The organism is Polaribacter sp. (assembly GCF_049276715.1).
Classification (GTDB): Bacteria; Bacteroidota; Bacteroidia; order Flavobacteriales; family Flavobacteriaceae; genus Polaribacter.
On record NZ_JBASWY010000003.1, the window covers coordinates 16,852 to 30,912 of the forward strand.

9 protein-coding genes are annotated in these 14,061 nt (G+C 30.6%); 1 reads left to right on the forward strand and 8 read right to left on the reverse strand.

What is annotated here, in order from left to right; translation table 11 throughout:
- Window positions 1-4: 4 nt before the first annotated feature.
- From WAO74_RS00365 to WAO74_RS00385, 5 genes are all read right to left on the reverse strand, one after another.
- Window positions 5-1,261 carry a dihydroorotase gene (locus tag WAO74_RS00365; RefSeq protein WP_422158734.1) on the reverse strand — a complete coding sequence of 419 codons (1,257 nt, stop codon included), beginning with the start codon at window positions 1,259-1,261 and terminating at the stop codon, window positions 5-7.
- The gene (locus WAO74_RS00370) at window positions 1,258-3,207 is read right to left on the reverse strand and encodes a BatA domain-containing protein (protein WP_422158735.1); all 1,950 of its coding nucleotides are present in this window, start codon (window positions 3,205-3,207) and stop codon (window positions 1,258-1,260) included. Before WAO74_RS00370 ends, WAO74_RS00365 begins: the two co-directional genes overlap by 4 nt.
- A gap of 116 nt (window positions 3,208-3,323) precedes the next feature.
- Entirely contained in the window at window positions 3,324-4,088 is a 765-nt protein-coding gene (locus WAO74_RS00375) for a TIGR02757 family protein (RefSeq protein WP_422158737.1), read from the reverse strand.
- Window positions 4,089-4,094: 6 nt separating this feature from the next.
- Window positions 4,095-4,754 (reverse strand): ABC transporter ATP-binding protein, encoded by a 660-nt coding sequence (locus WAO74_RS00380; RefSeq protein ID WP_422158738.1) that lies wholly within the window; start codon window positions 4,752-4,754, stop codon window positions 4,095-4,097.
- A 144-nt stretch (window positions 4,755-4,898) separates the two neighbouring features.
- Window positions 4,899-7,322, reverse strand: coding sequence for a DUF5916 domain-containing protein (locus WAO74_RS00385; RefSeq protein ID WP_422158740.1), 2,424 nt, complete (start codon window positions 7,320-7,322; stop codon window positions 4,899-4,901).
- A 323-nt stretch (window positions 7,323-7,645) separates the two neighbouring features.
- Here WAO74_RS00385 and sucC point away from each other — a divergent pair, with 323 nt between their 5' ends.
- On the forward strand, window positions 7,646-8,842 hold the full coding sequence (gene sucC / locus WAO74_RS00390) for an ADP-forming succinate--CoA ligase subunit beta (protein ID WP_422158742.1): 1,197 nt from the start codon (window positions 7,646-7,648) through the stop codon (window positions 8,840-8,842).
- A 168-nt stretch (window positions 8,843-9,010) separates the two neighbouring features.
- On the opposite strand, the gene uvrB is transcribed toward sucC, so the two are convergent.
- The 3 genes from uvrB to WAO74_RS00405 form a co-directional block, all read right to left on the reverse strand.
- Window positions 9,011-10,999, reverse strand: a complete 1,989-nt coding sequence (gene uvrB, locus WAO74_RS00395) for an excinuclease ABC subunit UvrB (protein ID WP_422158743.1) — start codon at window positions 10,997-10,999, stop codon at window positions 9,011-9,013.
- Between the two features lie 30 nt (window positions 11,000-11,029).
- Entirely contained in the window at window positions 11,030-13,741 is a 2,712-nt protein-coding gene (locus WAO74_RS00400) for a T9SS type B sorting domain-containing protein (protein WP_422158745.1), read from the reverse strand.
- Window positions 13,742-13,747: 6 nt separating this feature from the next.
- Window positions 13,748-14,061, reverse strand: a 314-nt coding sequence (locus tag WAO74_RS00405) for a T9SS type B sorting domain-containing protein (protein WP_422158746.1), incomplete at its 5' end; no start/stop codon positions are given.

Genomic DNA, 14,061 nt, shown 5'->3' on the forward strand with positions numbered 1-14,061 from the left:
TTATTTAATTTATAATAAGTTGATTGTTTGCAAAAATTCCGTAAACTTTTCCTTTTAGTTTTTTATTTGTAAAAGGGCTATTTTTTGAGGTTGATAAAATATTTTCCATTTTAAAAGTGTAGTTTTCATCAGGATTAAATAAAGTAATATCAACATTGTTTCCTTCTTTGATAGAAGTATTTTCTATGCCAAAAATACTTCTAGGTTTAGAGGTTAAGCAAGTGATAAAATCTTGTAAATCTAAAACCGAGTTTAAAGCTCCAAACGCACTTTCTAAACCAATAACACCATCTTTAGCTTCGCTAAATTCAACTTTTTTATGCTCAATATCTATTGGGTTATGATCGGATGTAATAATGTCTATAATTCCAGTTTTTACACCTTTTTGTAATGCTTTTATATCTTCTTTCGTTCTTAAAGGTGGGTTTGTTTTAAAATTACTATCAAATTCGTTTAATTCATCATCTGTTAAAACCAAGTGATGCACAGCCACACTGCAAGTAACTTGCAAACCTTTCTTTTTTGCGTCTTTAATTAAATCTACAGATTTGGCAGTAGAAATTGTTGGAATGTGTAATTTACCTCCAGTATATTCTAGTAAAAATAAATGGCTGGCAATTTGTATGTGTTCTGCCAAAGCAGGATTTCCTTTGAGGCCTAATTTTGTACTATTAATGCCTTCGTTGGCAATTCCTTCTCCAGCAATGCTATTATTTTTCGGAAAACTAAAAACCAAACCATCAAAATTTTGAGCATATAAAAGAGCAACTTTCATAAGGTTATCGTTAGTTATTGGTTTGTTGTAGTCTGCAAACGCAATGGCTCCAGATTGTTGCATATCATACAATTCAGCCAATTCTTTGCCATCGCTATTTTGAGTTAGTGCAGCTATTGGATACAATTTTACTGCAGCATTTTTAGCTTTATTTATAAGGTATTCAACAGCCGATTTAGAATCGATTACAGGATGTGTATTGGCATTCACAGCAACTGCTGTAAAACCACTTTTAGCTGCAACTTGCAAACCATTTTTAATAGTTTCTCTCTCTTCAAAACCAGGTTCACCAAAACAAACACTCGTGTCAAACCAGCCACAAGAAACATGCAAATTTTCTAGTTCTACAAGTGTGTTGTTTTGATCGTTTTCGATAGAATCTGCAATTTTTTCGATGATGCCATTACTAATTAAAATGTCCTTTTTTTGAAGATGATAAGGGCTTGATGCATCTATAATAGTTGCGTTTTTAAGAAGCGTACTCATGATTTATAGAATTTTAAAATAAAAATTTCTAAAAGCAAAGATACAATTGCCAAGGCTAAAAACCATTTCCATAACCAATGAACTTCGTTTTTTTTATTCAAATCTTCGAAAAAACTAGCAATCGAAGACGAGAATATAATATTGTTATTGACTTCTTTCACAGAATTAATATCTAAGAAAGTTAACGAACTTTCTTCTTTTGGCGTATTAAATGCAATAGACTGTAAAGTGTCTTTTTGGCTTAAAATATAATAAAAACCAGCTTCTAAAGGGTCAGATTTTGTGGTGATAGAAACTTTATTTTGATACGTTTGTTGAGGTGGAATGAATGAAGAAGTAGCGTTTACAACCGTTAAAATTTCGTCTTTTTCTAAGCTAGTTTCAATATCAATAATGTTTTCTTCATCTAAATAATAGTACAATTCAGAATGTTGAAAACTCAGTTTTCCGAAATTGTAAAAAATAGGCACAATTAAAGGAGAGTTTTGGAAATTGCTATTTTCTCTTGATAGTGAACTCGAAACAAAATAAATTTTATTAGCTGAATTATTTAATTCACTTATAAAAGGTAAGTTATTTTCGTAAGTAACAATATTACTGCTGTTTTTTGAAGAAATTGGGTAGTAGCTTTCAACAACTGGGTATTGAAAATTAAGAACCTTTTTAGAAAAAACATTTTTAAATAAAGGATGATTAAAATTGATATTCGTAATTTTTAATGAATCTGAAATTTTAGATTGAATAGTTGTGTTTGTTATATTTTTCAAAAACAAATTGTAAGATTGAATATCTATTTTGTTATTTGGAATGATTACTAATGTTCCTCCTTTTTTTGAAAAATTGAATAGACTTTTTGATAAGCTTTCAGGGATGTTTTCTAACTCATTTAAGATAACAATTTGTTGTTTTGGTATGGTATTGTAATTTACATTTTGCAGCGTAGATTCTGTAAAATTAAATTCGTCTTTTGTGTAAATTTTATTTAAGAATGCTGCACTTTTTCCTATGCTTAAAACAGGTGCTTTTTTTGTCGTATTTAAAGAGAAATAAAAAGTGTTATCAAAAGAAAAAGTATCGCTAAAAGTTAAAGCTATTTTTCCTAGAAATTTAGTTTGATTTTGAATTGTAAACGCAATCGTTTTTTTTGAGTTTGCATCAATAGAAAAAGACTGTTTACTTAGAAGCTTTTCTTTATTAAAAATAGCAATTGGAATGTTGTTTTTTGCTGCTCCTTTGTTATTTATAACAACATTTACAGTTAGGTTAGTCGTATTTGAGTTATTCACAAAAACACTATCAATAGAAATATTATTTTTCTTGCTATTTTCTAGTTTTACACTAGAAAAACTACTTGTTACATTTGTAAACTCATTTTTATAAGTATTCTGAAAATCAGATATTAATATTGTTTTATGTGAAGTTTTACTTTTATTACTGTTTTGAGAGGTATTTCTAAGTATAACATCTTCAATAGTAAGTTTTTTAGAGGTATTTTTAATGTTTAGGAGTCTATTTTTTAACTCTTCATACGTAATATTTTCATAGAAATCTGTGTTGGTTTGTAAAGAATAGATATCTTCTAAAGAAGCATTCTCTATAATTTCTTTGGCTGCTGTTTGTAGTAAGTTTCCTTTTTCTCCTTCTGTATTTGTGCTTAAAGAATTGTCTAAATAAATAAAAGAATGTTGATTTGTTTTTATTTCTTTATTGCTAAAATAAGGTTGGGAAAATGCAAAAAGTATCGCTGTAAATAAAAGCATTCTAGTTGCCAAAATTAACCATTTTTTAATGCGAGAACTTTTACGAGTCTGTTGTACTAATTTCTGTAAAAATGCAACATTGGTAAAGGGTACTTTTACAAATTTTTGCAATTGAAAAAGATGCACTAAAATAGGAATAATTAGTAAAAATAAAAAGTATAAAACTTCAGGATTTTTAAACTGCATTTGTGTGTATAAGATTCTTTCAAAAATATGAAAATTTATAGGATTATTTGTGTGTAAAACTGATAGAAAATGATAAAGTTTTACAATTGAAAAATTGAATGTAATTAAAAAATTATTTAAAACTTTTCGAAAACACCTAATCCAAATAAAGCAAAATCGTATTTTACAGGATCATTTTTGTCTAGTTTTCTTAAATTTTTGTCTAATTCAAACAATGCTTTCCAATCGTTTTGTTTTCTGGAAAGTAATTTTAATTTTCGAGCAACATTTCCAGAATGCACATCTAAAGGACAAGATAAATTCGCAGGATTGTGAGTTTCCCAAATTCCGAAATCTACACCAGCTTTATCATTTCTAACCATCCATCTTAAAAACATGTTTATGCGTTTTGCAGCAGAATTTTTTAAAGGATCTGAAACGTGTTTCTGTGTTCTTTTCAGATGAGGAACTTCAAAAAAAAGTTGCTTAAATTGATGAATTGCAGTTTGGTAAGTTTTAGAATTATCTTTAATTAAAAGCGTATTTTCTAAACCTCCATGATTTTTATAAATATGCTGTAATGATTTTATAAATTGCTGAAAATCAATATAATTAAAAGTTCTGTGCACGAAATTTTGAAATGATTCTAAATCTTTTTCTTGATGGTTTAAAACAAAATCATGGGGAGAATTGTCTAGCAATTCCATCATTTTAATTGCATTTTTTATAATCATGGTTCTATTTCCCCAAGAAATAGTAGCTGTTAAAAATGCAGCAATTTCAATGTCTTCTTTTTTAGAGAACGTATGTGGAATTTGTATAGGATCTGACTCAATAAATTTAGGATTGTTGTACAACACAACTTTTTCATCTAAAAATTCTTTGAGCTGTTTTTGGGTCATCAAAAATTAAAGAATTTTACCATCTTTCATGGTTAATTTTCTATCTGCCATATTTGCCAATTCTTGGTTATGGGTAACTAACACAAATGTTTGCCCAAATTCATCACGCAGTTTAAAAAATAATTCATGGAGATTTTTTGCAGAAGCACTGTCTAAATTTCCACTGGGTTCATCTGCTAAAATAACAGAAGGATTGTTAATTAGTGCTCTTGCAACTGCCACTCTTTGCTGTTCACCACCAGAAAGTTCGCTGGGTTTGTGGTTTATTCTATGAGATAATCCTAAAAAGTCTAATAATTCTTTGGCTTTTATTTCTGCTTCTTTTTTAGACTTTTTACCAATAAAAGCAGGAATACATACATTTTCTAAAGCTGTAAACTCGGGTAATAATTGATGAAATTGAAAGATAAAACCTATGTGTTTATTTCTGAATTCTGATAATTGTTTATCTGATAAGTCTTTTAAAGAAATGCTATTGATTACTAATTCAAAATCTTCTTCCTTTAAAGGTTTGTCTAAAGTACCTAAAATTTGTAAAAGAGTTGTTTTTCCAGCTCCAGAAGGACCCACAATAGCAACTATTTCTCCTTTTTTTATATGTAAGTCAAGTCCTTTTAAAACTTCAACATCACCATAATATTTATGGATGTTTTTTCCAATAATCATATTTCAAATTCTGAGCAACGAAAGTATAAAAAAGAAACTTTTTAAACGCAGAGACGCAAAGAAAAATGCAAAGTTCGTAAAGTAATACTTTAATAATTCATTGTGAACGATGCATAAAAGTTGTTCTTTTCTTCTTTATAAACTCTAAAAAATATTTTTTAAATTATTATAATCTATAAAATACACAAAACGCACAGAGAACGTATGTCTTTGCGATTGCTGAAAAAGGTTGTCTAAATTTTCGAAAAAGTTTAAGTTCGAGTTTGCATCTTCATTAAAAATAGAATTTCTATAAAACGCAATTAACTGACTTCCAGGTGCAAATTGCCAGATGTAATTCAAATCTAAATTCCAGCTATTAAAGTTTACATCATTACCAATAAAAGTTGTGTTTGGGTCTAAACTTCCATCAGCATTTAAATTACCATAAGAATTGTATTTTACAGAACTCCAATAATGCCTAAAACTTAATGAAAGAGATGAATTTGTGCTAAAACTATACTTCCCAGAAATAGTATTGGTGTAACTTTTTCGATCTCTAAAACCGATAATGATATTGTTAGAATCTTCAGAAACATACCCTTGATCATCGTCTGTATTGTTATAATTGATGCGATATCTAATAGAAAATTGATTGTTAAATCGATAACGAGGTGCTACACTAAAACCATATTGCAGTTTTGGGTTGTTAGTATAGTCTGAAAAATAAGTGCTTGCAAATAGTTCTAATTTTTTTTGTGAGTTTGTTTCGAACCAAACATTCATATTTTTTCTTTCTGGTTGTAGAAAATATACGCCACTTGTAGTTCCTTGTCTGGGTTCGAAAAAATCTTTTTCTTCTGAGCCGTAATTTAAATTTGCACCAAATGAAAAACGATTGATTGTTTGTGCATTAAAGTTTAAACCTGCATTAAAACCTGTGTAAACTCCAGAAAAATGTTGAAAATTTAATTGATTATAATAGTTAAAACTATATCTATTAAATTTTTTGGTTGGTTGTAAAGTTCTCCAACCTGCATTTCCATAGAGTGTTTGTTGATTGTTGCTAAACAAAATTCCTAAATCGTTAGGGTTAAAGTCTTTATTTTCGAAGTTGTAACCCAATTCCCAAAACCAATGTCCAGAATTGTATCCAAAACTATTATCGAAAGTATAACCCGTATTTGGGTTGTTTACATCATCAGAAATGTTGCTCATTCTAAAAGAACCATCTGCATTGTATTTGCTGTCTTTGGTTTCTATATGCCAATCGAATGCAGTTACATTGGCATCTCTAAAACTGCCATTTCTGGTAACATTTGTGTTGATTAAAGAAACTGTTGAGTTTTGATTAAACTGCTGGTCTAAAACTAAAATATTAAAATTTGTAAAAGGATCGATTACTTCTTCTCTAATTTCGCCAGTATTATTGTTTTTAATGGTTGCATTTGTGGTTTCAGTTATGGCATTAAAAAAACCAATACCTAATCCCTTTTTAGTTCTTCCAGAAATTTTAATAGCATTTAACATGGTTACTTTTCCAGGATAATCAATAATTTCTTCGTCTGCAGAAAGTGTGCTAGAAACATTAAATTGATCAATAGGTGAGGAACCAATTCTTCTTGAATAAAATAGATTAGCAATATTAAATAGTTCTGTGCCTTCTGTAAAAAATTGTCTTTGCTCTGTAAATTGTTGTTCGAAAGGACCTAAATTTAGCACAACATCATCAAAACCAACTTGACTAAAATCTGGAATTAAGGTGGCATCTAGTGTAAAATTATCTGTTAAACCATATTTTATATCCATCCCCACACTCCAATCGAATTCTGTATTTCCTTCGAATGTATTTGTAGTTGCAGATGCATAAGGATATAAATTAAGTCTTGTAGTGGGTTTAATATCTCTAAAATCTTCAATTAAACCATCATATTGTGTCCATCTTCCCACAGAATTATCAATATGTGTCCAAGTATGTTGTTCGTTTAATTTTTCTAATCTTCTATGAAAATTAAATCCCCAAGATTGTATAGGTCTGTTTGCAAAACGCAGTGCTCTATAGGGTATTTCCATTTCCACGTTCCAACCTTTGTCTGTAATTTTTGCTGCACTGGCCCACACTGCACTCCAGTTAAAATCTTCATTTCCATTAGAAACTTTAGAATCTGCCTGGTTTCCTGTAGTTTGCACAATAAATTCGAAAGGATTCTGACCATCGTCATTTGGGTTGATGGTCACCAAGAAAAAGTCTGAAATTGAAAAATTATCTCTTACTGCAAATTCGCTAGGAATGTTTTCTGGATCTGGATCTAACATTTCTGCAGAAATATAAATGGCATTGTCATCATAGATTACTCTAACAATGGTTTGGTATTCTGCAGAAACTGCCTTTCCATTGGCAGGTCTAAAAATTACGAAGTCTGTAGCCAATTCAGCATTTTTCCATGCTTCCTCATCTAAAAGTCCATCAATTTTTGGAGCTTCCGTAATTCTAGTAGTTTTAATAGTTTTTCGATTTTCCCTGTTTTGTGCTTTTAACTGATGTATCATAAATACAGCAATAAGCAATAGAAAGATTTTTTTAAACATTAACTTTTTGGTTGATTGGTGATGTAACATCTTTCTAATCTATTTCTCCTTTCAGAGTAAAATCTATAGGATGCTGTTAATTGTCAATAAAGACAACATAAAATTCAATATGTTACAGTTTATTATGTTAATTAAATCTTAAAGAAAATTGAATTTGTATTCGTTTAAAATGCCAATTAGGAGTTTAAACTTAGGTTAATGCTGATTTTTTTGTTTTTTGGCATCAAATTTTTGAAATATTTTTATTGTTATAATTTTATCAAATAAAATAGAAACTTTCTTATTTGAATTTGTATTTTTGAGCGTTTTTAAAAGTAACACAAATGAACTTACACGAATACCAAGGAAAAGAAATTTTAAGCAGTTTTGGAGTTAGAATTCAAAGAGGAATTGTAGCAAGTAGCCATAAAGAAGCAGTAGAAGCTGCAAAACAGTTAACAGCAGAAACTGGTACAGGTTGGCACGTAATTAAAGCGCAAGTTCACGCAGGTGGTCGTGGAAAAGGAGGAGGAGTTAAGTTGGCAAAAAACTTAGCTGAAGTAGAAAAAATCTCAAATGAAATTATTGGAATGATGTTAATTACACCTCAAACTTCTGCAGAGGGTAAAAAAGTTCATCAAGTATTGGTTGCTGAAGATGTATATTATCCTGGAGATTCTGAGCCAGAAGAATATTATATGTCAGTTTTATTAAACAGAGCAACTGGTAAAAATATGATTATGTATTCTACAGAAGGTGGAATGGATATCGAAACTGTTGCAGAAGAAACGCCACATTTAATTTTTACAGAAGAAATTGATCCTTTATTAGGAATCATGCCTTTTCAAGCACGTAAAATTGCTTTTAACTTAGGCTTGTCTGGCAATGCTTTTAAAGAAATGACCAAGTTTGTTACAAACTTATACAAAGCATACATTGGCTCAGACTCTTCTATGTTTGAAATAAATCCTGTTTTAAAAACTTCTGATGATAAAATTATGGCAGTTGATGCTAAAGTTTCTTTAGATGAAAACGCTTTATACAGACACAGAGATTATGCAGCAATGCGCGATTTACGTGAAGAAAACCCAATTGAAGTAGAAGCGAAAGCTGCTGGTTTAAATTATGTAGATTTAGATGGAAATGTAGGTTGTATGGTAAATGGAGCTGGTTTGGCAATGGGAACTATGGATTTAATTAAAGAATCTGGAGGAGAGCCTGCTAACTTTTTAGATGTTGGTGGAACTGCAGATGCACAGAGAGTTGAAACTGCTTTTGGTATTATTTTAAAAGACCCTAATGTAAAAGCAATTTTAGTGAATATTTTTGGAGGTATTGTGCGTTGTGACAGAGTTGCACAGGGTGTTGTAGATGCTTACAAAAGTATGGGTGATAAAATAAAAGTGCCAATTATTTGCAGATTACAAGGCACAAACGCTAAAGAAGCAAAAGAATTGATTGATAATTCTGGAATGAAAATTATTTCTGCTACAGAATTTCAAGAAGCTGCAGATAAAGTTGCTGAAGTTTTACAGGCTTAAGAATTTCAAAATATTTTATAAATAAAAAGCCTCACAATTATGAGGCTTTTTATTTCATCTATTAGAGTTTTTAAATATTTGATTACGGATACACAAAGTGCAAAACATTTTTAAATTTGAATTAAGCGAATTCATCTTTTTTAGAGATTATAAACAAACTAAATTAACTTAAATACTTTCCTTCAAAACAGCAATTTCATCTCTTAATTTTGCAGCCACAATAAAGTCTAAACTTTTTGCAGCAGCTTCCATTTGTTTGCGTTTTTCTCTGATACGTTTTTCTATTTCTTCTTTTGGTAAATATTGTAAATCTTGCTCTGCAGCTTTTTGTATGGCATTGTCATAATGATAACTCGAAATGGCAGATTTAGACAAAGTATCATCAATTTTTTTATTGATTTGAGTAGGAGTAATGTTATTGGCTGTATTGTAGGCTATTTGTTTTTCTCTTCGTCTATCAGTTTCATCAATGGTTTTTTGCATACTGTTTGTAATTTTATCAGCATATAAAATTGCCAAACCATTTACGTTTCTTGCAGCTCTACCAACAGTTTGGGTTATGGAACGATGACTTCTTAAAAAGCCTTCTTTATCAGCATCTAAAATAGCAACTAAAGATACTTCTGGTAAATCTAAACCTTCTCGTAAAAGGTTTACACCAATGAGCACATCAAATAAACCTTTGCGTAAATCTTGCATAATTTGCACGCGCTCTAAAGTATCTACATCAGAATGAATATATCTACAACGAATATCTACTCTTGTTAAATATTTGGTCAATTCTTCTGCCATTCTTTTGGTTAAAGTAGTTACTAAAGTTCGTTCATCTTTTTCTACTCGAAGTTGAATTTCTTCTATTAAATCATCAATTTGATTGATGCTTGGACGAATTTCGATAATTGGGTCTAATAAACCTGTTGGTCTAATTACTTGTTCTACAAAAACACCTTCTGTTTTTTGCAATTCGTAATCTGCTGGAGTTGCAGAAACAAATATTGTTTGGTTTTGGATGGCTTCAAATTCTTCAAACTTTAAAGGTCTATTATCCATTGCAGCTGGCAAACGAAAACCATATTCTACCAAGTTTTCTTTTCGGCTTCTATCTCCTCCATACATGGCATGAGTCTGAGGAATTGTTACATGACTTTCATCAATCACCATTAAATAATCGTCTGGAAAATAGTCTAACAAACAGAAAGGTCTTGTACCAGGTTCACGACCATCTAAATATCTTGAATAGTTCTCAATTCCAGAACAATAGCCTAATTCACGAATCATTTCTAAGTCGAATTCTGTGCGTTCTTTTAAACGTTTTGCTTCTAAATGTTTGCCAATTTCTTTGAAATAATCGACCTGTTTCATCATATCTTCTTGAATTTGATGAATGGCATTTTGCAAAACATCTGGAGAAGTTACAAACAGATTTGCAGGATAAATAGTAAGCTCTTGATAGCTTTCTAAAACAGTATTATTCTCTAAATCGAAGGCTTCTATTTCTTCAATTTCATCACCAAAAAAATGAACTCTGTACCCATGATCTCCATAAGAAGGATAAATGGTAACAACATCTCCTTTTACTTTAAATGTTCCGCTTTTTATTTCTACTTCGGTTCTAGAATACAAACTTTGCACTAATTGATGCAAAAATTTTGTTCGAGAAATAAGCTGATCTTTATGAATAGGAATTATGTTTTTCTTAAATTCTGTAGGATTTCCAATACCATACAAACACGAAACTGAGGCAACTACCAAAACATCTCTTCTGCCAGAAAGTAGGGAAGAGGTTGTGCTTAAACGCAAACGTTCAATATCTTCATTGATAGATAAATCTTTTTCTATATAAGTTCCTGTAACAGGAATATAGGCTTCTGGTTGATAATAATCGTAATAAGAAACAAAATATTCTACAGCATTTTTAGGAAAAAACTGTTTAAATTCTGAATATAATTGGGCAGCCAACGTTTTGTTATGAGCTAAAACCAAGGTTGGTTTTTTAACTTTTTCTACCACATTTGCAACAGAAAATGTTTTACCAGAACCAGTGACACCTAATAAAGTTTGAAATTTTTCTCCAGAGATAATTCCTTCAGAAAGTTGTTTGATGGCTTCTGGCTGATCTCCAGTTGGAGAAAAATCTGATACTAAGGTAAATTCCATACTGTAAAAATAAGGATACTCTTAAAACTTTTAGTTTCTAATTAAGCTAAAATTTCCAGATTCTTTAATGACATTATCATCTTTATCTATAATTTCTGCTTTAAACCAATAATTGCTGGCAATTAGAAGTTTGCCATTGTAAGAGCCATCCCAACCTTGAGAATTAAAATTTGTAATAGCACCAATTATTTTCCCATATCTATCGAAAATAGAAACATTTACAGATTTAAAATTAGCTGCTGTTAAACCTTTAATATTCCAAAAATCGTTATCACCATCACCATTTGGTGTAAAGTATTTTTTAAAACCAATCACAGAAACATTGGTTTGTATGGGTTCTTCGCAATTATTGATATCTCTTACGTAAACTGTTCTTAAACCAGCTTCCACGTTTGTGAATGTAAATGAGGTTCCATTTCCAGAGAAGTTTGTATTGTCTAATGAGAATTCATAATTGCTGTTTCCAATAACATTTAATGAAATTGTGTTGTTCGTTTCATCTTCTGTATTTACGTCTATTTGAGAGAAAACAGCTATTTCAGGATTTACAACTACAAAATCTTTTCTAACAGAACAGGCAATACCATTTTCAGATTTATAAACCGTTAACGAAAATTCGCCAATAGCATTTAGTGTAAAATCTTTGGCAATACTAACAATAGTTCCATTGCTGTTTCTCCATTCGAAACGATTGTTAATAGCATCTCCACTAATGATTACTGGTGGTTTTAAATTTGGATTGAAACAAATGGTGTATGTGTCTTGTAAGTTTATATTAAGATTAGCGTTCACAATTAAATTGATGGGCTCAATTCCTCCACAACCTGTATCATTATCCACTCTTACATAAATAGTTGTGGTTGCAGTTATGAAATCTTCTGGTAATTCGTTGCTTGTTGTTAGTGCATCTGTTTGATTTTTATAAAACCGTAACTTCGATGTTCTAGCAACGTTCAACATCAATCTTAAATCTACTCCTTTTCTTTGTAAATCAAATAAACCTTCTCCATTATTTAAAATACCGTCAGAATCTTCACAAACAAACATTGGAGGAATATTTCCTAAATCTACGAAAGTTGTTCGAATAAAGAAGTTACTCACATTTTCACATCCATTTTCACTTATTGCTCTTACAAAAAGTTCTTGAGGATTGCTTTGGTTTTCAAAATTATTAGGATTTGGAATTCTATCAATATCGTTTTGAGCGTTGGTTAAAGATCTATAAAAATGTAGTTCAAGATTCAAATTTGGATTGGTTATTCTATCTTCAATATCATACAAATCAAAAACATCTACTCCATCATTACTTATATCACATTGTTCCAGAGTTACATTTGGTTTTAACTCAGGAAGAGCAAAAACTCGAACATCTTTAAAAATAGCGTTTACATTGCCATTAATTCTAATATCTGCTTTCACAATATAGGTTCCTGGTGTTTGGTATTGGTGGTTAGGCGTTCTTTGAGTTGATGTATTGCCATCACCAAAATCCCAAATGATGCTTGTAATAGGTGCATACGAATCAATATCGAAATTAAAAGTATCGAAGACACATTTATTTTCGGTGATAATTCTGTTTCTGAAATACGATTGAATAAAGTTAGGCAATCCTTTAAAAGAGGCTCCTGTTTGCAAATCTTCGGATAAATGTCTAATTGTTGGATTTAAACTCTCAGGATTTTCAATAACGGTCAGTTTTTTTGAAGAAGAAATAGAGTCTTCACCATTTACATAAGTGGCTACATAAATATTTCCATTACTTGCCAATTGTAAACTCCCAAAATAAACTGTTGAAGAACTAAATATTTGTGATTTAACATTAAAAAGCTGATCGTTGGGAAATGGATTTACTAAAAGATATTGATTGATGCTGCTGAATCTATTTGGAATTACATCTGCTGTATAATATAAAATTTTAGAATCTGCCGAAAATTCCAAACCATAAGCAGATTTTGGACTACCAAGTGATGTGGTTGTAAAAATCTTTTCTTTTAGAGAAATTTCTCCTGTTTCGTTATTAAAATTATACAAATCTATATTGGTTTCTCCATAATCTGCAACAGCAATATATTTTCCATCAGGAGAAACTTTCATTGCTCCAGCTTTAGAAGTTGTTTCTTCGTGTTTGGATTCAAGGGTAGAAACTATTCCTGAATTTCCAATTTCGAATACTGTAAAAGTTTCTAGAGGTGTATTTGCAATTCTAGAAACTGGACCAAAAACAATTACCCAAATCGATCTTCCATTTGCATGGTGCACAGCTGTTACCTTTTCTGCTGCAGAATCTCTAATAGGTTGATATTTATATAAAACTCTCCCTAAAGGGTGTTGTGCTGTAATTTCTATTTCAGATAGATAAGTACCTTCGTTTAATATTGGGTTTGTGGAAGAAGCAGTTTTGGTAGTGAAAATATAAAAATTTTCAACAGAACCAGGTTTTGGAATGATAATGGAGGTTTGGGTGTTTTCGATGGTTGTTGCTAAATCATCACCATTTTCCATTATTTCATGATTCTTATTAAATACAGTTTCACCATTTGTATAAAAAAGTAAGTTTCCTTCGCTGTCTGAAATGGAAGCACAACCTGCAGGAGTATTCATTTCTCCATCAATTAAAATATCAGTTCTAGGATTTTTAAAGCTGATGCCAGCTTTGTTTCCAAAATACCAGTTATCAGCTTCTCTTTGAGCACTTATGCAAACAGTTAGTAGCAAAAAAAGTAAAGTGCTATAAATTTTCATAGTTTTCTATTTCCTCAATAATGAAAAATGACCTTTTTTGCTGATAGTTGGTTTATTAGTGTTTGCTGGAACTAAAATAATATCATACCAATAGTCATCAGAAGGCATTAATTTACCTCGAGAAGTTCCATTCCAACCTTGTCCATCAATAGGTTCTTGTGCAACTAATTTTCCAAATCTGTTAAAAATATTGATTTTTGCATTCGGATAAAAAGTTTGATTGGCACCTTTTACAACCCAAGTATCATTTTGGCTATCTCCATTTGGTGTAAAGAATTTTGGAAACTGAATTACAGAAACTAATAAAGTAGTGTCTGGCA